Here is a 20,450-nt window from a genome sequence, read left to right as displayed (position 1 = left end):
TTTTCCAGATTGGGGCAATGGCCGGAAAATCCCCGGGACATGGGCGCACGGCGGCCGCGGGAAGGACGGGGACGGGACGTCCCGCGACTTGGGAAAGAAGGAATCGGCTTGAGCCCCGCGCCTCAGCGCGAGGCGCGGTTGCCGAGGACGAGGGTCAGCCCGGCGGCGCCGATGACGAGCATGCCGAGGGTCGCGAGGCGGTCGGGGAAATGCCCGAAGACCAGCCAGCCGAGCAGCGTCGCCCAGACGATCTGGATGTACAGCAGCGGCGCCAGGCGCGAGGCGGGGGATTCGTGGAAGGCGCGGATGAGCAGGAAATGCCCCACGCCGCCGTACAGCCCCAGCGAAAGGATCAGCGCCGCCTGGCCGGGCGTCGGCAGCGTATCGCTCCAGAAGGCGGGCAGGAAGGGCGACATGACCAGCGAGCCGACCAGCGCGATGTAGAACAGCTGGCGGACCGGCGGCTCGCTGGCGGCCAGCTTGCGCGTGAGGATCTGGTACAGCGAGTAGCACAGCGCCGAGGCCAGCGCGTAGGCTACGCCCGCGCCGTCCATGTAGCCGCCCGGCCGGGCGATCAGCAGCACGCCGCAGAACCCGGCGACCGTCGCCAGCCAGCTGCGCAGGCGGATTTTCTCGCCGAGCATCGGGCCGGCCAGCAGCGCTACCAGCACCGGCGTGACGAACACCAGCGCGGTGGTCTCGGCCAGCGGCAGGGTGCGGAAGGCCATCAGGACGAACAGGGTGCTGGCGACCTGCGTGAACCCGCGGAACATCATCAGCCAGGGCCGCGAGGTGGCCACCAGGTCGCGCCCCATCCTGGGCGCCACGGTCACCAGCATGAAGGCGAGGTGCGTGATGTAGCGCGCCCACGCCAGCAGGGGCACCGCGAAATAGACCGACATGTATTTCGCCGTCGCGTCGGATACCGCAAAAATCAGCAGGGCAAAGGGAAACAGGAGGAAACCGGAAAGATGCTTGATATTCACGACGAAAAAGATACCCGGTAACGTGCGGCCGACGCTCGAAACGAAAAGGGAAAATGCGCAACGACTTGCCGCGGCCGCGCCGGCTTTTCCCGGCAGGCCGGAAAGCGGGGACGGCGCGAAGCGGGCGGCAAGGCGTACTTTACCGCCTTTTTGCCCGCGGCATCCGGCGAGGACGCCGCGCCATGCGCGGCCCGCCGCGTGCCGCCGGAATTTCGCGGTCCGGCGCAACCCGCGGCAACGCCGGAACCGGCCGCGCGGTCAGGTCAATTTCCAGCCGTCGATGACCAGGCTGCGGAAGCCGAGCAGGCTGCGCATGCGGATGGTCAGCGAGTCGTTGCCGGACAGGCAGCTGGGCACGTAGAGCGTCACGCCCTGGGCGTCCTGGCGGACGTAGCCGGAGGAATTCACCGGTTCGCCGAAACGCACCGCCGGACATTCGGTCATATCGAAACAGCAACCGCGCAGCGTGTAAGGAACGTCGATGAACACAGGCGATTGTTTTTCCCCGACGAGGGCCAGGGCATCTTCGGAAAACGTAATCAAAGGACTTCCTCCCGGTTTGGCATGCATGGATACGGCCGGCGACGCCCGGACGGGACGCGCACCCGTATTGACAGCGCGGCGTTTCGTCCGGTTCATCCGATCGACGCGGAACGACACAACACGGCGCCGGATTGCTACTATCGACATCCACCCGCCTCGGACAGGCAACTCCGGACACACACGCCGCGCATGACCCGACCCCCGATGAACGACTGGAAAATGGACAGAACCGCCTGTCGCGCCCTGTTCGAGGACTCGCTCAGCGGCGTGGCGTACTGCCGGATGATCCTGGAAGACGGCGCGCCTGTTGACTTCCGCATTCTCGGCGTCAACCCGGCGTTCGCCAAGCAGACCGGACTCGCCGACGCGGCCGGACGGGCGGCGTCGGAGATCATCCCGGGATTGCGCGAAAACGACGGGAAACTGCTGCGGATCTGCGGCCGCGTCGCCGGCGGCGGCGGGCCCGAGCGTTTCGAGTACCACCTCGCCGCGCGGCGCACCTGGTTTTCGATCTCGGTCTATTGCCCGCGCGCCGGGGATTTCCTCGCCACCCTCGACGACATCACCGAACGCAAGCGGACCGAGGCCGCGCTGATCGAGCGCGAACGGCGCCTAAACCGCGTCATCGAAGGCTCGGAGCAGGGCTTCTGGGACTGGGACCTGCGCACCGGCACCTTCGCCGTCAGCCCCGGCTTCGAGGCGATGCTGGGCTACGCGCAGGGCGAGATGGACGCCGCCGTGGAAAAATGGGGCGAATACATCCACCCGGACGACCTGATCAAGGCCAAGGCGTCGATCGACCAGCACTTCGCCGGGCAGTCGCCCGTGCATGAGGTCGAAGTGCGCTTTCGGACGAAAGCCGGCGAGTGGCGCTGGATGCTGACCCGCGGGCGCATCGTCGAGCGCGAGGCCGACGGCCGGCCCGCCATGATGTCCGGAACGTTCACCGACATCATGGCGCGCAAGGAGACCGAGCGGGTGCTGCACCAAGCGGCGATCGTCTTCGAGAACACCCGGGAAGGCGTGGTGATCACCGACGCCGAGGCGCGCATCCTGTCGGTCAACCGCGCCTTCACGCTGATTTCCGGCTACACCCCGGACGAAGTCCGCGGCAAGGTGCCGACGCTGATGCTGCCGGGGCGGCAGCGCACCAGCTTCTTCAGCGACATCCGCGCCCGGCTGCGCGCCAGCGGCTACTGGCAGGGCGAGCTGTGGAGCCGGCGCAAGAACGGCGAGGCCTACCCGCAGCTGACCACGATCAACGCGGTCAAGGACGACAACGGCGAAGTCGCCCACTACGTCGCCGTGTTCACCGACGTCTCCTCGATCCGCGCCTCGCAGGAGCGGCTGGAATTCCTCACCCAGCACGATCCGCTGACGCACCTACCCAACCGCCCGATGCTGTTCTCGCGCCTCGAACACGCCATGACCAAGACGCGGCGGGAGAAAGGGCTGTGCGCCCTGCTGCTGATCGACCTCGACCGCTTCAAGGACATCAACGACAGCTTCGGCCACCTGATCGGCGACAACCTGCTGGTGCAGGTCGCCCAGCGGCTGAAGACGCGCCGCCGCGACAACGAGATGCTGGCGCGGCTGGGCGGCGACGAATTCGCGGTCTGGCTCGACCGCATCGCGCGCCCCGAGGATGCCGGCCAGATCGCCGGCGACATCCTGGCCCTGCTCGAAGCGCCGTGGTACCTGCCCAACGACGCCGAGGTGCGCGTCGCGGCCAGCATCGGCATCGCCCTCTACCCGGGGCCGGCGACCACGCCGGAGGAACTGCTGCAGCAGGCCGACGCGGCGATGTACAGCGCCAAGAAGGAGGGGCGTTCGAGCTACCGGTTCTTCTCCGAGAACCTCACCGACGACGCGCGCCAGCGCATCGCCATGGAAAGCCGGCTGCGCCACGCCATCGACGAAGGCGAACTGCAGATGCGCTTCCAGCCGCAGATCGACATCGGCAGCGGCCTGATCGTCGGCGCCGAGGCGCTGGTCAGCTGGGATTCGCAGGAATCCGGCACGATCACCTCGAACCGCTTCATCCCGCTGGCCGAGGATACCGGCCTGATCTTCTCGCTCGGGCGCCGGGTGCTGCGCGAGACCTGCCGCATCGGGCGCGGCTGGATCGACGCCGGGCATCCGCCGCTGATGCTCGCGGTCAACGTCTCGGCCAAGCAGCTGCACGCCCCCGGCTTCGCCGACGAAGTCCTCGCCACCCTGGCCGAAACCGGCTTTCCGCCCGCGCTGCTGGAGATCGAGATCACCGAGTCGTCGCTGATGTCCAGTCCGGAACAGGTCGTGCCGCAGCTGCAGAAACTGCGCGCCAACGACATTCGCATCGCGGTCGACGACTTCGGCACCGGCTACTCCTCGCTCGCCTACCTGAAGCGCTTTCCGCTGGACGTGCTCAAGATCGACAGCAGCTTCGTCCTGCACCTCGCGCAGCGCAAGGACGACCGCGAGATCGTCACGGCGATCATCCAGATGGGGCACACGCTGGGTTTCCGCGTGGTGGCCGAAGGCGTCGAGACGGCCGAACAGCTGGCCTTCCTCAGGAAGAAGGGCTGCGACATCTACCAGGGCTACCTGGCCAGCCGCCCGCTGCCGATCGACGAGTTCGAGACGCTGATGCGCCGGCTGCGCTGAGCCGCCGGGGGACCGGCGCCGTCGCGCAAGCCGATGCGAATTGATTTTTTTCAATAAAAATCAAAAAGTTGTTGTATTTTTCCGCAATTTGGCGCATAGTGTCGGGCAGCGATCTTCAAGTCCGTGCAGCTGTTCCCTGGTTAGCTCCTCTGCGTTCCGCAGACCACTTCCCCGTTGGTCATCTCGCTTTCTTGATCCTCGCCCTCAAGCAAGGGGCCGGTCCCCTTTTCAAATTTTTTTGGATATTCAGATTATGGCAACAGGTACCGTCAAGTGGTTTAACGACTCCAAGGGCTTCGGCTTCATCTCGCAGGACAACGGCGGCGAAGACGTGTTCGCGCACTTTTCCGCCATTCAATCGAACGGTTTCAAGAGCCTGGCCGAAGGCCAGCGCGTGACCTTCGACATCACCCAGGGCCCCAAGGGCAAGCAGGCCTCGAACATCCGCGTCGCCGACTGAACCGCAGACTGAACCGCATTGCGGCTCATTTTGGCGGGCGGACGCCGCCCGCCTCTCTGCGCCCTGATGGAACCCGGCTCCGCGCCGGGTTTTCACTTTTCAAGGAGGCGCGTTCATGGCCAAAGAAGAACTGCTCGAAATGCAAGGCGTCGTCGTGGAAAACCTGCCCGACGCCCGCTACCTCGTCCTGCTGGACAATGGGCACAGCCTGGTCGCCTACACGGCGGGCAAGATGCGCAAGCATCACATCCGTATTCTGGCGGGCGACAAGGTGTCGCTGGAAATCTCGCCCTACGACATGAGCAAGGGCCGCATCACCTTCCGGCACATCGAAGGCCGGCCGCCGGTGGCGGCCCGCACGCCGCGGCGCCGCTGAGGCGCCCGCTTTCCGCCTACCCGTCGCCGCGGGGAAATTCAGCGACGGCGAGGTAGCCAGACCCTGCCTCCGTCCGCCGCGAGCGGACCAGCACGAACCCCTCGCAGCGCCACACCAGCGGTGCCAGGGCCGGTAGCTCCGCCGGCGCCGCGACGCGCGCATTGCGCACCAGCGTCAGATGCGGCACGAAGCCCTGCGCTTCGTCGCCGGGCGTCCCCGCCGCGCGCAGCCGTTCGCGCAGCGCGTCGGCCAGTTCCCGCAACGGCGGCGCCTCCGCCGAGCATCCCGCCCAGATCAGCCGGTTGTGGCGCCAGTAGCCCAGGCGGTCGATGCGCAGTTCGAACGGCCTGGCCCGGACCCCGCGCGCCGCTTCGATCACCTGCGGCAGCCGCGCGTCGTCCACCTCGCCGAGAAAGGCCAGGGTCAGGTGGATGGTTTCCCGCCGCGTCGCCTTGCCGCCGAAACGATGCGCCAGGGCGTGCGCCTCGGCGGCCAGCGTTTCGGCCACGGATTCCGGCGGCCACAGGGCGAAGAAGAGCCGCATGCCGCCTCCGCGCCGCTATTTCCTGGCCGCGTGCGCCGGACGGAACGCCTTGCAGAACGCGGCGTCGGTCTCGATGTACGCGCCCTCGATCAGATCGACGCAGTACGGGATGGCGGGAAAGACCGCCTGCAGGCAATCGTCGATGGCCGACGGCTTGCCGGGCAGGTTGACGATCAGGCAGCTGCCGCGGATGCCGGCCGTCTGCCGCGAGAGGATCGCCGTCGGCACGAACTTCAGCGATGCCATGCGCATCAGCTCGCCGAAACCCGGCAGCATCTTGGTGCACACCGCCTCGGTCGCCTCCGGCGTCACGTCGCGCAACGCCGGCCCGGTGCCGCCGGTGGTCACCACCAGGCTGCAGCCCTCGGCATCGGCCAGCTCGATCAGGGTCGCCTCGATCCGCGCCTGCTCGTCGGGGATGACCCGCGCCACGGTCTCCCACGGGCCGACCAGCGCGCGCGCCAGCCAATCGCGGATCGCCGGCCCACCCTTGTCCTCGTAAACGCCCTGGCTCGCCCGGTCGGAAACCGTGACGATACCGACGCGCACGACTGGCCGCGCGCCACCGCCGCTCATGACGCCACCTCCATGAAGCCCGACACCTCCTGGAACATGCTCGCGTCGAACAGCTGGACCTGCACCGCCGCGCCCGCCGCCAGCCCCTCGCTGTCCTGCGGCACGACCAGCAGGCCGTCGGCGCGCGCCATCGACACCAGGTTGCCGCTACTCTGCGGGCCGGTGGCGCGCGCGTGGAGGCGGCCCGCGGCGTCCGCCGACAGCGTGACGCGCACGAACTCGGCCCGCCCCGGCTGATGCCTGACGGGCTGCGCCAGCGTCGCCACGACGGCGCGCCGGAACAGCTTCGCGTGGCCCATGCGCCGGCGCAGCGCCGGCAGCACGAACTGCTCGAAGCAGACCATGCTCGATACCGGATTGCCCGGCAGGCCGAAGACCAGCCGCCCGCCGCGCGTGCCGAAGGCCAGCGGGTGCCCCGGTTTCATCTCGACGCGCCAGAAATGCATCTCCACGTCGAGCGCTGCCAGCGTCGGCCGCACGTGGTCGTGTACGCCGACCGACGAGCCGCCGGACACCAGCAGCACGTCATATTCCAGTCCCTGCCGCAGGCAACGGGCCAGTTCATCCGGGTCGTCGCGGGCGATGCCCAGGCGCACCGGCTCGATGCCGAGCGCCTGAATCTGCGCCATCAGCGCGTAGCTGTTCGACTCGGGAATCCGCTCGGCGTCGAAGGGATCTTCCATGGCTTCCAGTTCGTCGCCCGTTCGACAGGATGGCCACGCGCGGACGGCCATACACCGGCAGGCGGGCACGCTTGGCGGTGGCCAGCACGCCGATCACGCCCGGCGTGATTTCCGTGCCGCGCGTCAGCACCACCTCGCCGTGGCGCATGCTCTCGCCGCGCACGCGGATGTCGTTGCCCGGCTTCACCGGCAGCGCGATCTCGACGGTGTCGTCGGTCAGCTGCGCGGTATCCTCGACCCGGATCACCGCGTCAGCGCCGGCGGGCACCGGCGCGCCGGTCATGATGCGCGCGCACTCGCCGCTGGCGACGGCATGGCGCGGACGATCGCCGGCCTTGATGTCCTCGACGATGGTCAACACCGCGCCGCCGGCCGCCAGATCGGCGGCGCGCACGGCGAAGCCGTCCATCGCCGACACGTCGCAGGGCGGCTGGTCGCGGTTGGCGTGCACGTCCTCCGCCAGCACCCGCCCGAGCGCGCGCTCGATCGGCACTTCCTCGACGGCGCCGGGGGCCGCGTACCGCAGCACGCAGGCCTGGGCGTCCCCCACGGACAAATTGCTGTTCTTGCTCACTGCCTCACCTTTCAGATGGTTTTCAATGGCGGCCGGGGCGGCGCTGTGCGGCCCGGCCTACGGATTCGTCCGCGCCGCATCCCCCAGCGCCGCGGCCACGTCGCCCGGCGTATCCAGGTCGATGAAGCCGCGCAGCGAGGGATCGGCCGGCCGGATGTCATCCTCATGGACCAGGCAAACGTCCAGTCGTTCCAGGGCCGCCCGCAGGCCGCGCCGGCCGGGTTGGGCCAGGACGTCGCGCAGCGCCGGCAGGGCGCGCGCCGCGTAGAAGGCGGCCAGCGGCTGCGGATGGCCCTGGACGACCGGCACCACGGCCTCGAAGTCGCCCCGCCGGGCGGCCAGCGCCCGGATCGGCGCGGCGTCGAGGAAAGGCATGTCGGCCGCCGCCGCGAACACCCAGGGCGTGCCGGCCCGCGCCAGGCCGGCGCACACCCCGGCCAGCGGCCCGGCGTCGGGGATTTCGTCGAGGACCTGCGGCGCGTTGACGTCGCCGCGCCGCCGGCGCACGCTGACCAGCACCTGCGGGAAGACCTTGCGCAGCGCATCGACGGCCCGCTGCAGCAGCGTCTTGCCGTCGATTTCGAGCAGCGTCTTGTCGCGTCCCATGCGGCGCGAGTCGCCGCCGGCCAGGATCAGGCCGGTGCAGTCCTCGATCATGGCGTCCGGCGCAGCAGGAAGTCGGCGACGCCCGCCGCGTCGTCCAGCGCGAAATGCGGCAGTTCGGGATAGACCTCGTCGCAGTCGGTGACGATGGCGATCAGGCCGTCCCCGACCGCGCAGCGCGGCGGCTTGCCGCTGGCGCGGCGCAGCACCTCGATCTTGGGGCCTTCGGCATGCGAGAAGCCCTCGGCCAGCACCACGTCCGCCTCGCCCAGGAAACGCCCGGCCAGCTGCGACGGCTCGCGGCGCTCGGCCGCGTCGGCCACCAGCTGCAGCGCCGAGGTGGTCACCAGCATGCTCATCGCCGCGCCGGCCCGCTTGTAGCGCCAGCTGTCCTTGCCCTCGGTATCGAGCTCGACCTTGTGATGCGCATGCTTGATCGTCGCCACGCGCCGGCCGCGCCGGGTGAGTTCCGGGATCAGCTTCTCGACGAAAGTCGTCTTGCCCGCGTTGGAATGGCCGACGAAGATGAAGACGGGAGGGGTCATTTAGAAAGTCTGGAATGAAAGAAAGATAACCACGGCGACACGGCGGACACGGCGAAAAGGCAAAGACTTTTTTTTAACTTGAGATGCGGTTCATGGATGCGGCGTCACCCACGAATCGCCGGTCGGGGTGATTTCCTTCTTCCAGATCGGCACGCGCTCCTTGAGTTCGTCGATCAGCCAGCGGCAGGCCTCCAGCGCCGGAGTGCGGTGCTCGGCGCCGGCGGCGATGAAGACGATGTTGTCACCGGCGCGGACCGTGCCGAGGCGGTGCACGATGCGCGCGTCGATCAGGCCGAAGCGCTCGATCGCCTCGGCGCGCAGCCGCCGCAGTTCGGCCAGCGCCATCGGCGCGTAGGCGTCGAAACCGATCTCGCCGACCTCGCGCCCCTCCGAGAAATCGCGCGCGCAGCCGAGAAAGGTGGCGATCCCGCCGATGCGCCGCGAGACGGCGCGCAGCGCGCCGACTTCCTCGTCCTGCGAGAAGTCCTCCAGTTGCAGCCGGACCGGTTCGCTCACCTCAGCCTCCCGAGAAGCGCGACATGAAGACGATCTCCGCGCCGTCCGGCAGCGCCTGCCCGTCCGCCTCCCGCACGCGCTCGCCGTTGACGGCGACGATGGAGACCAGCGCGAACGCCTCCGGATAGCGCGGCCGCAGCTCGTCGCGCACGTCCTGCCAGCGCAGGCCGGCGCGGAACGGCACGTCGATCTGCCGCGCGCCCACGCGGTCGGCCACCGGGCCGAAGAACAGCACCTTGATCATTGCCCTCCCCCGCGCCGCCATGCGCCGCTCTTGCCGCCCCGCTTCTCGTCCAGTTGGACGGCCTCGATGCGCATGCCGCGGTCGATCGCCTTGCACATGTCGTAGATGGTCAGCAGCGCGGCGCTCACCGCGCACAGGGCTTCCATTTCCACGCCGGTCGGCCCGACGCACCGGGCGGTCACCGTCGCCGCGATGCCGACGCAGCCCTCGCCGTCGGGTTCCGTGATCTCGGCAAAGGCCGTCTCGACGCCGGACAGCGCCAGCGCGTGGCACATCGGAATCGTCTCGGGCGTGCGCTTGGCGGCCATCACCGCGGCGACGTCGGCGACCGCCAGGACGTTGCCCTTGGCGACGGCGCCGGCGCGGATGCGCTCCAGCGTCGCCGGACGCATGCGGATCACGCCGCTGGCCACCGCCTCCCGGCGCGTATCGGCCTTCTCCGACACATCGACCATGCGCGCCCGCCCTTCGGCGGAGAAATGCGTCAACTCATTCGGTTCGTTCAAGCAGGCCTCTGTCTGGCGAAAATCAGCCGCCAATATACGACATCTCGATCTTCCTGACCGGCAGCTCGGTGGCGGCGCGGCGCAGTTGCGAGTAGCGGTCGGTCCGCCCGGCCCAGAGATCGGCGATGCGCCGCCGCAGTTGCGCGTCGTCCTCCCCGGCGCGCAACGGGGCGCGCAGGTCGGTCCCCTCGGCGGCGAACAGGCAGGTGTAGAGCTTGCCGTCGGTCGACAGGCGCAGGCGGCTGCATTCGTGGCAGAAGGCCTGCGTCACCGAGGCGATCACGCCGATCTCGCCGCCGCCGTCGGCGAATTCCCAGCGCCGCGCCACCTCGCCGGGGTAGTTGGGTTCGAGCGGACGCAGCGGGTATTCGCGGTCGATGCGCTCCAGGATTCCCTGCGCGCTGACCACGTCGTCGAGGCGCCAGCCGTTGGTGCTGCCGACGTCCATGAACTCGATGAAGCGCAGGACGATGCCGGTATGCCTGAAATGGCGCACCAGCGGCAGGATCTCGCCCTCGTTGACGCCGCGCTTGACCACCGTGTTGACCTTGAGCGGCGCCAGGCCCGCCGCCTGCGCCGCCGCGATGCCTTCGAGCACCTTGCCGACCGCCGCGCCGGAATCGCTGATGCTGCGGAAGACGCCGTCGTCCAGGGCGTCGAGGCTGACCGTCAGGCGCGTCAGGCCGGCGTCCTTCAAGGACCGCGCCCTGGCCGCGAGCAGCGTGCCGTTGGTGGTCATCGCCAGTTCGACCGGCCGGCCGTCGGCGTCCCGCACGCCGGCCAGCTGTTCGACCAGCCGCTCGACGCCGTGCCGCAGCAGCGGCTCGCCGCCCGAGAGCCGGATCTTGCGCACGCCCAGGTCGACGAACAGGCGCGCCACCCGCGTGATTTCCTCGAAGCTCAGCAACTCCGCCCGCTGCAGGAAGACGAACGACTTGCCGAACACCTCGCGCGGCATGCAGTAGGTACAGCGCAGGTTGCAGCGGTCGGTCACCGAAATGCGCAGGTCGCGCAAGGGGCGCTGCAGGGCGTCGACGAGGGATGGCGGCGCGGAGGGCGTCGCGGGATGCGCTTCGGTCACAAGATGCTCCAGGAGACGATTCGGCAGGGGGAAGCGCCGCGTACGATAGCATCGACCGGCCGCGGCGCCTCCGGTTCCCTACGTGCCCGCCGCTCCGCCCGACGGCGGCGCGGGGTGGAAGATCTCCTGCGGCGCCCCGCCCTTCTCCGCGCCGATGGCCTGCTCGACGTTGGGCAGGCGGTGGGCGACGCCCTTGTGGCAGTCGATGCAGGTCTGCCCGGCGTTCAGGCCCTCCTGGTGCATCTGCGCCGAGCGGCGGCTCTGCTTGACGTAATCGAAGCTGCGGTCGTCGTGGCAACCGCGGCACTCGCGCGAGTCGGTGGCTTTCATCCGCTCCCATACCGCCTCGGCCATGTGCAGGCGCCGGGCGTTGAACTTCTCCGGCGTGTCGATGGTGCCGAGGATGTTGTGATAGACGTCCTTGGAGGCACGCATCTTGGCCACCATCTTCGGCCCGAAGGACTTGGGCACGTGGCAGTCCGGGCAGCTGGCGCGCACGCCGGAGCGGCTCGATGCGTGCGTGGTCAGGCGATACTCCGCGTACGAGTTGTCCTTCATCTCGTGGCAGGAGATGCAGAATTCCTCGGTGTTGGTTGTCTCCAGCGCGTAGTTGAAGCCTATCCAGGAAAAAATGCCGGCGACGAACAGCACCGCCACGCCGATCCAGCCGGTGGCGTGGATGCGCCGCAGCGCCCCGGCGGCCAGGCCCTTGAGCTTATCGATGTTCATTGTCCTCCCTCCGTTTTCGCCGGCTCAGCGCAACCCGGCGCCCGGTTTGAAGACGTTGCCCACCAGCGGCTTGGCGTCGGTCTGCGGCACGTGGCACTGGTTGCAGAAGTAGCGGTTCGGCGACACGCTGGACATCTCCGCCCCCTCGCGCGACTTGAAGTGGGTGATCGAGATCTTGGTCGCGTTGGCCTCGCGGGCGCGCGACCAGGCGTGGCAATCCATGCACTTGTTGAATTCCTTGCTCACCAGGTAGCTTTCGGTGGTGTGCGGGATCAGCGGCGGCTGCTGCACGAAATCGCGCGGCAGCGGCGCGCTGTCCGGCCCGAAGCGCGCCCCCTCGCCGGCCGGGTCGCTGGCGTTGATCTCCACGCCGCGCAAGGTCTGCAGCCGGACCGGCTGGAATTTCTCCGCCGCCACGGCGCCGGGCGACGCCAGGCACAGGCTTGCGGCAACGGCCCCGAGCAGGGCGACGGTGCGGGCAAAACGAAGGACGGGCTGTTTCATCACGCGCTCCTCTGGTCGAATCGGTGAGTCATCTTGAATACCTGGCGGTCGCACACGTCGATGCAACGGCCGCAATTGGTGCAGTCTCCGGCAAGAATCAGCGGGTGGGACTGGCCCGCCTGCTTGAGCGCCGGCCGGATCACCTGCGGTTCCGGGCAGACGACGAAGCAATCCATGCAGTCGTCGCAGGCGTCGCGCCGGGCGGCGGAGACGCGGATCAGCGCCAGGCGCCCGAGCAGGCCGTAGAAGGCGCCGACCGGGCAGACGTGGCCGCACCAGCCGTGGTTGGCGATCAGCAGGTCGTACAGGAAGATGCCGGCGATCGGCAGCAGCGAGCCCCACAAGCCGAAAATCAGCGCGCGGTGCAGCAGCGAGACGGGATTCACCCACTCCCAGACCAGCGTGCCGGAGACGGCGGCCGCCGCGAGCACGCCGGCGAGCAGCCAGAGGCGGGTGTCGGCGTCGGGCGCGCGGCCGGTCTTGATGCCCAGCCGGCGGCGCAGCCACGCGGCGGCGTCGGCGACCAGGTTCACCGGGCAGACCCAGCTGCAGAAGACGCGGCCGCCAACCAGCAGGTAGAAGACGAGGACGATCGCCGCGCCGGTCAGCGCGGTGACGTAGGGCCAATGCCCGGCGAGCATGGATTGCAGGGCGAGCAGCGGATCGGTCAGCGGCACCGTGTCGAAGATCAGCGACGCGGACAGGTTGCCCTTCAGCACCCACACGCCCAGCCACGGCCCGGCGACGAACAGCGCCAGGATCGCCAGCTGGCTGGCGCGGCGCAGCAGCAGCCAGCGCTGGCGGACGAGCCACGGGCGGGACGGCGCGGCGCGATCGGCGCGGCGCGCGTTCATGGCTTCCACCTTGAATCGAGGCCGCCGGCCTTGCCGGGCGCCGGAACCGGCGCGGCGGTGGGCGGCGTGATCGGCGCGGCTGGCGTGGCCGGGGCGACCACCGTCTCGGTCGCCGAACGCCCGGCCGTCGAGCCTTCGAAGCCGCGCACCGGCAGCTTGATCTGCTCGCCGATCAGCGATTCGCCCTGGCGCGCCTTCTCCTCCCAGCCCTTGCGGTAGTGCGCCGGCAGCGCGCCCTGCGCCAGCTTGCGCGGGAAAACCTTGATCGCCGGTTCGGGCAGCACGCAGGATTTCTCGCACTTGCCGCAGCCGGTGCAGGCGTCCGAGTGCACCGTCGGCAGCAGTAGCGCGTGCCGGTCCGAGCGCGGGTTGTGCCGCGTCTCCAGGGTGATCGCCTGGTCGATCACCGGGCAGACGCGGTAGCAGACGTCGCAGCGCAGGCCGAGGAAATTGAGGCAGTTTTCCTGGTCGACCAGCGCCGCGAGCCCCATGCGCGCCTGCGTGATGTCGGTCAGTTCGCGGTCCAGCGCGCCGGTCGGGCAGGCCTTGACGCAGGGAATGTCCTCGCACATCTCGCAGGGAATGGCGCGCGCGGTGAAGTACGGCGTGCCGGTCGCCACCGGCTCGCCGAGATCGGCCAGCTTCAGCGTGTCGTACGGGCAGTCGCGCACGCACAGGCCGCAACGCACGCAGGCCGCCAGGAAGTCCGCCTCGGCCAGCGCGCCGGGCGGCCGGATGGCCTGCGCCGGCAGGGCGGACGCCTGCCGCGCGTAGAGCCCCGCGCCGAGCGCCAGCAGGCAGCCGCCGCCCGCGGCGGCGGCCACGCCGTTGAGGAACCTGCGCCGCGCCTGCGACGCCGGCGATGCGGCGGCGCTGGTGCGCCCGACGCTTTTATCTCCCTGGACCACGGTGTCGTCTTCCCGGCTGGCGGCCTCAGGCGCGCACCACCTTCACTGCGCATTTCTTGAAGTCGGTTTCTTTCGAGATCGGACAGGTGGCGTCCAGCGTCAGCTTGTTCACCAGGCGCGACTCGTCGAAGAACGGCACGAAGATGAGGCCGACCGGCGGCTTGTTGCGGCCCTTGGTCTCGATGCGCCCGACCATCTCGCCGCGCCGCGAGGCGACCTTGACCAGCATGCCGCGCAGCAGCCCGCGCTTCTTGGCGTCATCCGGATGCATGAACACCTGCGCCTCGGGCACCGCCTTGTGCAGTTCCGGCACGCGCCGCGTCATCGAGCCGGTGTGCCAGTGCTCCAGCACGCGGCCGGTGCACAGCCACAGGTCGTACTCCTTGTCCGGCATCTCCGGCGGGTCCTGGTACGGCAGCGCGTAGATGTTGGCCTTGCCGTCCTTGTTGCCGTAGAACCTGACGCCCTCGCCGGCCTTGACGTACGGGTCGTAGCCCTCGCGGAAGCGCCACAGCGTCTCCTTGCCGTCGACCACCGGCCAGCGCAGGCCGCGCGCCTTGTGGTACAGGTCGAACGGCGCCAGGTCGTGCGCGTGGCCGCGGCCGAACTGGGCGTATTCCTCGAACAGCCCCTTCTGCACGTAGAAGCCGAAGTCCTCGGTCTCGTCGTTGGTGTAGCCCTTGATGGCGTGCTCGTTGACCTTGGCCGCCTCGCTCTTGGGGAACTTGTTCACCACCTTGTTGGCGTACAGCACGTCGTACAGGGTCTTGCCCTTGTACTCCGGCTTCTTGGCCAGCAGTTCGGCCGGCCATACCTCCTCGACCTTGAAGCGCTTGGAGAACTCGATGTACTGCCACAGGTCGGAGCGCGACTCGCCCGGCGCCTTGACCTGCTGGCGCCAGAACTGGGTGCGCCGCTCGGCGTTGCCGTAGGCGCCTTCCTTTTCCGTCCACATGGCCGTCGGCAGCACGAGGTCGGCGGCCAGCGCGGAGACGGTCGGATAGGCGTCGGAGACGACGACGAAGGCCGCCGGGTTGCGCCAGCCGGGGTAGATCTCGCCATTGACGTTCGGCCCGGCCTGCATGTTGTTGGTGGTGCTCGTCCAGTAGCACTTGAGCTTGCCGTCCTTGAGCGCGCGGCTCTGCGCCACGGCGTGCAGGCCGATCTTGTCGCTGATCGTGCCTTCCGGCAGCTGCCAGAGCTCTTCCGCGTGCTTGCGGTGCTCGGGGTTGGTCACCACCATGTCGGCCGGCAGGCGGTGGGCGAAGGTGCCGACCTCGCGCGCGGTACCGCAGGCCGACGGCTGGCCGGTCAGCGAGAACGGCCCGTTGCCCGGCTCGGAAATCTTGCCGACCAGCAGGTGCACGTTGTAGATCATGTTGTTGACCCACGTCCCGCGCGTGTGCTGGTTGAAGCCCATGGTCCAGTAGCTGACGACCTTCTTCTTCGGGTCGGCGTACAGCTCGGCCAGGCGCTTAAGCTTTTCCTGCGGCACGCCGGAGAGCTTCGACACCTTTTCCAGCGTGTACTCGCTGACGAACTTCTTGAATTCCTCGAAGCTGCCCGGCCGCGCATCGTTGGGGTTGTTCTTCGGTTTGCCGTCGGCGCCGGGATAGCCGTTGAACTTGGCGTCCTTCTCCAGCGCGTGCCCCGGCCGCAGGCCGAAACCGATATCGGTCTCGCCGATCTTGAAGTTCACGTTGCGCTTGACGAACTCCTGGTTGACCTTGCCGCTCTGGATGATGTGGTTGCAGATGTAGTTGAGGATCGCCAGGTCGGTCTGCGGCACGAAGATCATGCCGTTGTCGGCCAGTTCGAAGCTGCGGTGCTCGAAGGTCGACAGCACGTGCACCTGCACGTCGGTCTTGGTCAGGCGGCGGTCGGTGATGCGCGTCCACAGGATCGGGTGCATCTCGGCCATGTTCGAGCCCCACAGCACGAAGGCCTCGGCCTGCTCGATGTCGTCGTAGCAGCCCATCGGCTCGTCGATGCCGAAGGTGCGCATGAAGCCGGTCACGGCCGAGGCCATGCAGTGGCGCGCGTTGGGGTCGATGTTGTTGGAGCGGAAGCCGGCCTTGAACAGCTTGGCCGCGGCGTAGCCCTCCCAGATCGTCCATTGCCCGGAGCCGAACATGCCGACGCCGGCCGGGCCGTCGGACTTCAGCGCCTCCTTCCACTTCTGGGCCATCACGTCGAACGCCTGGTCCCAGCTGATCGGGGTGAACTCGCCGTTCTTGTCGTACTTGCCGTCCTTCATGCGCAGCAGCGGCTGGGTCAGGCGGTCCTCGCCGTACATGATCTTCGACAGGAAGTAGCCCTTGATGCAGTTGAGGCCGCGGTTCACTTCCGAATCCGGATCGCCCTGCGTGGCCACCACGCGCCCGTTCTGCACGCCGACCAGCACCGCGCAGCCGGTGCCGCAGAAGCGGCAAACGCTCTTGTCCCAGCGCACCGCGGCGCTGGCACCGGCATCCTTCGGCGCGGCGGCCGCCGGCAGCGCGATGCCGGCGCTGGCCGCGGCGGCGGCGATGGCCTGGGTCTTGATGAAATCACGGCGATTCATGGTCATGGCTGAACCTCCTGGCAGGGGGAACTCGGCGAAAGGGAAAGGGACGGAGCGGGGTCGGGCTCGGCATGCTCGTAGGCGAGCGTGGCGGCCAGCACCTGCGGTACGCGATGGATGGCGATCAGGGTGTCGGACATGGCCGCGCCGGGCGCGTCCTCGACGGTGACGATCAGGCGCCCGTCGTCCGACATGTGGTGGCATTCGACGCCGGGCAGCGCCTGCAAGGCAGCCTCGGCCTCGGCGCGCGTGGACGGATGGATGCGCAGCACCAGACTGGCGATGTTCATGAAGACTCCCCGCAAAGGGCAAGAGGCGCGCGCGCGACGCGGGCCACGCGCATGATGGCGCCGGTTGGGCACAAGGCGAGGCAGGCGCCGCAGCCGGTGCAGGCGGCCTCGTCGACTTCGGGCAGGTACACGCCGCCGACGGCCGGCCGGAAGCGAAGGGCGCAAGCATCGTGCGCCTGGCAGGCTTCGCCGCAGACGCGGCATTCGACGCGCCGGCGCGCCAGACAGGCGTCGCCGATGGCGACGGTGTACGACCAGGGCGCGCCGGGCCGGTCGCGCGCGATCGCGCCGCTGCCGCAGGCGTTCGCGCACTCGCCGCAGAAGGTGCAGGCCGCCGCCGAGAAGTCCGCCGCCGGAAAGCCTCCGTCGCCCGGCCGGAGCAGTCCGGTCGGACACGCCTTCACGCAGTCGCCGCAGCGCGTGCAGGCGTCGGCGAACATCGATTCCGGCACGCTCCACGGCGGACGGAAAGGCGCGCTGCACGGCGAACGGCCGAAAAGACGGCGACGGGACGGGTCCATGACTTTGGGAGGCAGACGACAAACATGCAATCTACCCGTCATGCCAGGCCGAAACTTTGATCCATGCTAAAAAAAGGGTTATTGGCGGCCCCGACCGTGGCGGCCGGTACACAGGGCGCCGCTCCGGAGGCGTGCCGGTACGCCCGCGGACGGCGCGCGGCTCAGTACCCCAGCGCCGCGCCCGCCGGCCGGCGCGGATCGTTGGCGCCGTAGATGAAGCCCGGCCGCACCCGGCCGGACACCGCGGCGTCGTTGCCCGAGCTCGCGGCCGCCGTGCCGGCGGCGCCGGGCAGACCGTAGAGGATCACCTCGGCGGCGCCCCACGGCGCCTGCTCGACCATCTTGTGGCCCTTTTCGGCGAGGATCTTCAGCGTGTCCGCCGAAAGGCCCCGCGTTTCGTAATACACCTCGTCCGGCAGCCACTGGTGGTGGATGCGCGGCGCGTCGACCGCCTCCTGCGGCGCCATGCCGTGGTCGATGACGTTGAGCGCGGTCTGCAGCGTGATGCTGATGATGCGCGAGCCGCCCGGCGAGCCGAGCACCATGAAGGTCTTGCCGTCCCGGGTGACCAGCGTCGGCGACATGGAGGACAGCGGCCGCTTCCCCGGCGCGATGGCGTTGGTTGCGCCCTGCACCAGGCCGTAGAGATTCTTCACGCCCGGCTTGACGGTGAAATCGTCCATCTCGTCGTTCAGGAAGAAGCCGGTGCCCGGCGCGATGACCACGGCGCCGAAGCGGCCGTTGACCGTATAGGTGGTGGACACCGCGTTGCCGTCCCGGTCGACGATCGAGTAGTGCGTGGTCTCGGTCTTCTCGTGCGGCGCCGCGCCGGGCTGCACTTCGGATGACGGCGTCGCGCGCTCGCCGATCTTGTCGCGGATGGCCGCCGCGTAGTCCTTGGCGAGCAGGCGGTCGAGCGGATTGGCGACGAACGCCGGGTCGCCGAGGAAGGTGTTGCGGTCCATGTAGGCGTGGCGCATGGCCTCGGCCATCACGTGCACCGTGGCCGCCGAGTTGAAGCCCATGGCCTGCAGGTCGTAGCCTTCGAGGATGTTGAGGATCTGGCACATCGTCGTGCCGCCGGAACTGGGCGGCGGCGCGGAGAGGAAGACGTAGCCGCGGTACGCGCAGCGCACCGGACTGCTTTCGCCGACCGCGTAATCGGCGAAGTCGGCGGCGGTCAGCACGCCGCCGCCCATCTTGGCCGCCGCCTCGACGGCCTGCGCGATCCGGCCCTTGTAGAAGGCGTCGGGGCCGCGTTTGGCGATCGCCTCCAGCGTGCGCGCCAGATCCTTCTGCACCAGCCGGTCGCCCGGCCGCAGCGGCGTGCCGTCCCGGCGCAGGAAGAGGCGCGCGGCCTCCGCATCGTTCCTGAAGCGCTCGACGGTGGTGTCGAGGATGTCGGTGTCGGCGCGCTCGAGGACGAAGCCTTCGCGCGCCAGCCGGATCGCCGGCTGCATCACCTGCGCACGGCTCAGCCGGCCGTACTTGCGCAGCGCGGTGTCGAGCCCGAGCACCGTGCCCGGCACGCCGGCGGCGAGGTAGCCGTACAGGCTGGCGTCCTTGACCACGTTGCCGGAGGCGTCGAGGTACATGTCGGCGGTCGCCGCGGCCGGCGCCTTCTCGCGAAAATCGAGGAACACGTCGCGCCCGTCGGCGAGGTGGATGGTCATGAAGCCGCCCCCGCCGATGTTGCCGCAGCAGGGATTGACCACCGCCTGCGCGTAACCCACGGCCACCGCCGCATCGACCGCGTTGCCGCCCATCCTGAGGATGTCCACGCCCACCTTCGACGCCAGGCGCTGCGACGTCACCACCATGCCGTTTTTCGCCTCGACGGCCGGCATCGACGCCGCGCGGACGTCAGCGGCAAAAACGGCGGCCAGCGCCAGGAAGAGCGCCGCCGGCAAGGCCGGGCGCCAGACCGATCGACGAGAGTTCATGCCTTCCTCCAGAAGTTCAGAACGGTTCCACCAGCGAGACGCCCAGGCCGATGTAGTTGGCCTTGTGGTTGTAGTCGATCAGGCTCTCGCCATACCCGGAGAACCACTGCAGATGCCCGCGCAGGTTCCGGGAAATCGGAAACGCCCAGTCCAGCCGCAGCGAGCCCTTGCCGTCGCTCGATCCGATCGCCGGATAGCGCGCCTGCGCCACCAGCAGATGATCGCCCATCTTGCGGGCCAGTTCGAGCTCGCCCCGGCCCAGGTATTTTGTGATGTCCGGATTGTCGTCGTCCGAACCGCCTTCCCTGACCCGGTGCCAGCCGCGCACCGTCGCGGCCCAATCGCCCCATTCGAAGCCCGCCTGCGCGATCACCCGGTTCCAGCTCCGCGAAAGATCGGAGCCCCGGCCGTTCGACTGATGGTTGAAGCCGAGGCCGACGTAGCGCAGGTCGATGCCGGCCAGATTGAGCTTGGTCTTCCAGGTGAAGATCGCCTCCGGCTCGTAATTCGTCTCGCGGAACGGGCGCGAAACGTCGTCCGAATACATTTGCCAACGCGACGACTGGGTATAGCCGAGCCAGAGATCGCCGTTGTCGCCGAACAATTGCGTCGCCACCTTGGTCTTGAAGCTGATCTGGAACTTGGCCTCCGTGGCGCGGATGCCGTCGAACCCCACCGACTGGTGCGTCGGCGTGGCGGGCGACGAGTTGACGCTGGACGTGGCGAACACCGGCAGCAGGTAGACGGCGTGGTGCGGCCGCACCTCGAAGTTCGGGGACGGGGTATCGCCGAGATCCCAGGCCTTCTGCATCGGGGTCAGCGCCAGCCCGCCGCCGCCCGGCTCCGGAGCCGGCCGGACCATCGGCTCGGCCGGCGCGCCGGCGCCGGCCTCCGGCAGCGGGCGGCCGCTGGCGCGGTCGTAGCAGGCCAGCCGCTCCATATCCTGGTCGATGGCGGCGCACTGGCTCAGGTCCGCCGCCCTGGCGGGCGCGCTCAGCGCAGCGCAAAACACGGCTGCGGAGGCAATTCCGGCGACACGGTGAAAAGTGAACATTTTTCTCCCTGCAAACGAACGGCGACGGCCGAAGCACGACCGGGCAAACGGACGAAACCACAATTATCCAGATCGCGGCCCAACACGCAAAAGCGGCAACGGACCCGAACCTCGGCATGCGCACGGCCCGGACGCCGGCCACAGCGCTCGCAGCGACCTCTCCGGCTGCATCAAGGACAATGCGATTTGCAACTTAATGTT

General features: G+C 68.9%; 24 protein-coding genes. 3 read left to right on the top strand and 21 right to left on the bottom strand.

Going from position 1 to position 20,450, the window contains the following annotated elements:
• Positions 1 to 122: 122 nt before the first annotated feature.
• Together QM701_RS16135 and QM701_RS16130 are read right to left on the bottom strand one after the other, a co-directional pair.
• Positions 123 to 986 (bottom strand): DMT family transporter, encoded by an 864-nt coding sequence (locus QM701_RS16135; protein WP_415168035.1) that lies wholly within the window; start codon positions 984 to 986, stop codon positions 123 to 125.
• Positions 987 to 1,244: 258 nt separating this feature from the next.
• Positions 1,245 to 1,529 carry a CC/Se motif family (seleno)protein gene (locus QM701_RS16130; RefSeq protein WP_415168034.1) on the bottom strand — a complete coding sequence of 95 codons (285 nt, stop codon included), beginning with the start codon at positions 1,527 to 1,529 and terminating at the stop codon, positions 1,245 to 1,247.
• Positions 1,530 to 1,718: 189 nt separating this feature from the next.
• On the opposite strand from QM701_RS16130, the gene QM701_RS16125 reads away from it, so the two are divergent.
• The 3 genes from QM701_RS16125 to infA all read left to right on the top strand — a co-directional run bounded on the left by QM701_RS16125 (position 1,719) and on the right by infA (position 5,011).
• Positions 1,719 to 4,175: an EAL and GGDEF domain-containing protein gene (locus tag QM701_RS16125; RefSeq protein ID WP_415168033.1), complete on the top strand. Its 2,457-nt coding sequence runs from the start codon at positions 1,719 to 1,721 to the stop codon at positions 4,173 to 4,175.
• 253 nt (positions 4,176 to 4,428) lie between these two features.
• On the top strand, positions 4,429 to 4,635 hold the full coding sequence (locus QM701_RS16120; RefSeq protein WP_415168032.1) for a cold-shock protein: 207 nt from the start codon (positions 4,429 to 4,431) through the stop codon (positions 4,633 to 4,635).
• 115 nt (positions 4,636 to 4,750) lie between these two features.
• The gene (gene infA / locus QM701_RS16115; RefSeq protein WP_415168031.1) at positions 4,751 to 5,011 is read left to right on the top strand and encodes a translation initiation factor IF-1; all 261 of its coding nucleotides are present in this window, start codon (positions 4,751 to 4,753) and stop codon (positions 5,009 to 5,011) included.
• A gap of 16 nt (positions 5,012 to 5,027) precedes the next feature.
• On the opposite strand, the gene thpR is transcribed toward infA, so the two are convergent.
• The 19 genes from thpR to QM701_RS16020 all read right to left on the bottom strand — a co-directional run bounded on the left by thpR (position 5,028) and on the right by QM701_RS16020 (position 20,207).
• Complete coding sequence (gene thpR / locus QM701_RS16110) at positions 5,028 to 5,555, bottom strand: RNA 2',3'-cyclic phosphodiesterase (protein WP_415168030.1); 528 nt, start codon at positions 5,553 to 5,555, stop codon at positions 5,028 to 5,030.
• Between the two features lie 15 nt (positions 5,556 to 5,570).
• On the bottom strand, positions 5,571 to 6,131 hold the full coding sequence (mog, locus tag QM701_RS16105) for a molybdopterin adenylyltransferase (protein ID WP_415168029.1): 561 nt from the start codon (positions 6,129 to 6,131) through the stop codon (positions 5,571 to 5,573).
• Positions 6,128 to 6,787, bottom strand: a complete 660-nt coding sequence (locus QM701_RS16100; RefSeq protein ID WP_415169415.1) for a molybdopterin molybdotransferase MoeA — start codon at positions 6,785 to 6,787, stop codon at positions 6,128 to 6,130. The genes mog and QM701_RS16100 overlap by 4 nt, the downstream gene beginning before the upstream one ends.
• Positions 6,693 to 7,388, bottom strand: a complete 696-nt coding sequence (locus QM701_RS16095) for a molybdopterin molybdotransferase MoeA (RefSeq protein ID WP_415168028.1) — start codon at positions 7,386 to 7,388, stop codon at positions 6,693 to 6,695. The genes QM701_RS16100 and QM701_RS16095 overlap by 95 nt, the downstream gene beginning before the upstream one ends.
• 57 nt (positions 7,389 to 7,445) lie before the next feature.
• Positions 7,446 to 8,045: a molybdenum cofactor guanylyltransferase gene (locus QM701_RS16090; protein ID WP_415168027.1), complete on the bottom strand. Its 600-nt coding sequence runs from the start codon at positions 8,043 to 8,045 to the stop codon at positions 7,446 to 7,448.
• Positions 8,042 to 8,536, bottom strand: a complete 495-nt coding sequence (mobB, locus tag QM701_RS16085; RefSeq protein ID WP_415168026.1) for a molybdopterin-guanine dinucleotide biosynthesis protein B — start codon at positions 8,534 to 8,536, stop codon at positions 8,042 to 8,044. The genes QM701_RS16090 and mobB overlap by 4 nt, the downstream gene beginning before the upstream one ends.
• Before the next feature lie 90 nt (positions 8,537 to 8,626).
• Complete coding sequence (locus QM701_RS16080; protein ID WP_415168025.1) at positions 8,627 to 9,052, bottom strand: molybdenum cofactor biosynthesis protein MoaE; 426 nt, start codon at positions 9,050 to 9,052, stop codon at positions 8,627 to 8,629.
• A gap of 1 nt (position 9,053) precedes the next feature.
• Entirely contained in the window at positions 9,054 to 9,296 is a 243-nt protein-coding gene (locus tag QM701_RS16075) for a MoaD/ThiS family protein (protein WP_415168024.1), read from the bottom strand.
• Positions 9,293 to 9,802 carry a cyclic pyranopterin monophosphate synthase MoaC gene (gene moaC / locus QM701_RS16070; RefSeq protein WP_415168023.1) on the bottom strand — a complete coding sequence of 170 codons (510 nt, stop codon included), beginning with the start codon at positions 9,800 to 9,802 and terminating at the stop codon, positions 9,293 to 9,295. Before moaC ends, QM701_RS16075 begins: the two co-directional genes overlap by 4 nt.
• Positions 9,803 to 9,824: 22 nt before the next feature.
• Complete coding sequence (gene moaA / locus QM701_RS16065; protein WP_415168022.1) at positions 9,825 to 10,883, bottom strand: GTP 3',8-cyclase MoaA; 1,059 nt, start codon at positions 10,881 to 10,883, stop codon at positions 9,825 to 9,827.
• A gap of 78 nt (positions 10,884 to 10,961) precedes the next feature.
• Positions 10,962 to 11,612, bottom strand: a complete 651-nt coding sequence (locus tag QM701_RS16060) for a NapC/NirT family cytochrome c (protein WP_415168021.1) — start codon at positions 11,610 to 11,612, stop codon at positions 10,962 to 10,964.
• Between the two features lie 24 nt (positions 11,613 to 11,636).
• Positions 11,637 to 12,116, bottom strand: a complete 480-nt coding sequence (locus QM701_RS16055; RefSeq protein WP_415168020.1) for a nitrate reductase cytochrome c-type subunit — start codon at positions 12,114 to 12,116, stop codon at positions 11,637 to 11,639.
• Entirely contained in the window at positions 12,116 to 12,970 is an 855-nt protein-coding gene (gene napH / locus QM701_RS16050) for a quinol dehydrogenase ferredoxin subunit NapH (RefSeq protein ID WP_415168019.1), read from the bottom strand. The genes QM701_RS16055 and napH overlap by 1 nt, the downstream gene beginning before the upstream one ends.
• The gene (napG, locus tag QM701_RS16045) at positions 12,967 to 13,878 is read right to left on the bottom strand and encodes a ferredoxin-type protein NapG (RefSeq protein WP_415168018.1); all 912 of its coding nucleotides are present in this window, start codon (positions 13,876 to 13,878) and stop codon (positions 12,967 to 12,969) included. Before napG ends, napH begins: the two co-directional genes overlap by 4 nt.
• A gap of 25 nt (positions 13,879 to 13,903) precedes the next feature.
• Positions 13,904 to 16,447 (bottom strand): nitrate reductase catalytic subunit NapA, encoded by a 2,544-nt coding sequence (gene napA, locus QM701_RS16040; RefSeq protein ID WP_415168017.1) that lies wholly within the window; start codon positions 16,445 to 16,447, stop codon positions 13,904 to 13,906.
• Positions 16,444 to 16,731, bottom strand: a complete 288-nt coding sequence (locus QM701_RS16035; protein WP_415168016.1) for a chaperone NapD — start codon at positions 16,729 to 16,731, stop codon at positions 16,444 to 16,446. Before QM701_RS16035 ends, napA begins: the two co-directional genes overlap by 4 nt.
• Positions 16,728 to 17,252, bottom strand: coding sequence for a ferredoxin-type protein NapF (napF, locus tag QM701_RS16030; RefSeq protein ID WP_415168015.1), 525 nt, complete (start codon positions 17,250 to 17,252; stop codon positions 16,728 to 16,730). The genes QM701_RS16035 and napF overlap by 4 nt, the downstream gene beginning before the upstream one ends.
• 161 nt (positions 17,253 to 17,413) lie before the next feature.
• Entirely contained in the window at positions 17,414 to 19,195 is a 1,782-nt protein-coding gene (gene ggt, locus QM701_RS16025) for a gamma-glutamyltransferase (protein WP_415168014.1), read from the bottom strand.
• 16 nt (positions 19,196 to 19,211) lie between these two features.
• A complete protein-coding gene (locus QM701_RS16020) occupies positions 19,212 to 20,207 on the bottom strand; it encodes a phospholipase A (protein WP_415168013.1) in 996 nt (331 codons plus the stop codon).
• Positions 20,208 to 20,450: the final 243 nt, after the last annotated feature.

This window comes from Propionivibrio sp. (genome assembly GCF_047602565.1).
In the GTDB taxonomy this organism is placed as follows: Bacteria; Pseudomonadota; Gammaproteobacteria; order Burkholderiales; family Rhodocyclaceae; genus Propionivibrio.
Note: the sequence above shows the minus strand (reverse complement) of the source record. Positions and strands in the feature narration are given on the sequence as shown.

Excerpts from the sequence above, each read along its gene's own strand:
- QM701_RS16125 (WP_415168033.1), top strand. The coding sequence starts at position 1,719 with ATGACCCGACCCCCGATGAACGACTGGAAAATGGACAGAACCGCCTGT.
- QM701_RS16120 (WP_415168032.1), top strand. The coding sequence starts at position 4,429 with ATGGCAACAGGTACCGTCAAGTGGTTTAACGACTCCAAGGGCTTCGGC.
- infA (WP_415168031.1), top strand. The coding sequence starts at position 4,751 with ATGGCCAAAGAAGAACTGCTCGAAATGCAAGGCGTCGTCGTGGAAAAC.
- thpR (WP_415168030.1), bottom strand. The coding sequence starts at position 5,555 with ATGCGGCTCTTCTTCGCCCTGTGGCCGCCGGAATCCGTGGCCGAAACG.
- mog (WP_415168029.1), bottom strand. The coding sequence starts at position 6,131 with ATGAGCGGCGGTGGCGCGCGGCCAGTCGTGCGCGTCGGTATCGTCACG.
- QM701_RS16090 (WP_415168027.1), bottom strand. The coding sequence starts at position 8,045 with ATGATCGAGGACTGCACCGGCCTGATCCTGGCCGGCGGCGACTCGCGC.
- mobB (WP_415168026.1), bottom strand. The coding sequence starts at position 8,536 with ATGACCCCTCCCGTCTTCATCTTCGTCGGCCATTCCAACGCGGGCAAG.
- QM701_RS16075 (WP_415168024.1), bottom strand. The coding sequence starts at position 9,296 with ATGATCAAGGTGCTGTTCTTCGGCCCGGTGGCCGACCGCGTGGGCGCG.
- QM701_RS16060 (WP_415168021.1), bottom strand. The coding sequence starts at position 11,612 with ATGAACATCGATAAGCTCAAGGGCCTGGCCGCCGGGGCGCTGCGGCGC.
- QM701_RS16055 (WP_415168020.1), bottom strand. The coding sequence starts at position 12,116 with ATGAAACAGCCCGTCCTTCGTTTTGCCCGCACCGTCGCCCTGCTCGGG.
- napH (WP_415168019.1), bottom strand. The coding sequence starts at position 12,970 with ATGAACGCGCGCCGCGCCGATCGCGCCGCGCCGTCCCGCCCGTGGCTC.
- napA (WP_415168017.1), bottom strand. The coding sequence starts at position 16,447 with ATGACCATGAATCGCCGTGATTTCATCAAGACCCAGGCCATCGCCGCC.
- QM701_RS16035 (WP_415168016.1), bottom strand. The coding sequence starts at position 16,731 with ATGAACATCGCCAGTCTGGTGCTGCGCATCCATCCGTCCACGCGCGCC.
- napF (WP_415168015.1), bottom strand. The coding sequence starts at position 17,252 with ATGGACCCGTCCCGTCGCCGTCTTTTCGGCCGTTCGCCGTGCAGCGCG.
- ggt (WP_415168014.1), bottom strand. The coding sequence starts at position 19,195 with ATGAACTCTCGTCGATCGGTCTGGCGCCCGGCCTTGCCGGCGGCGCTC.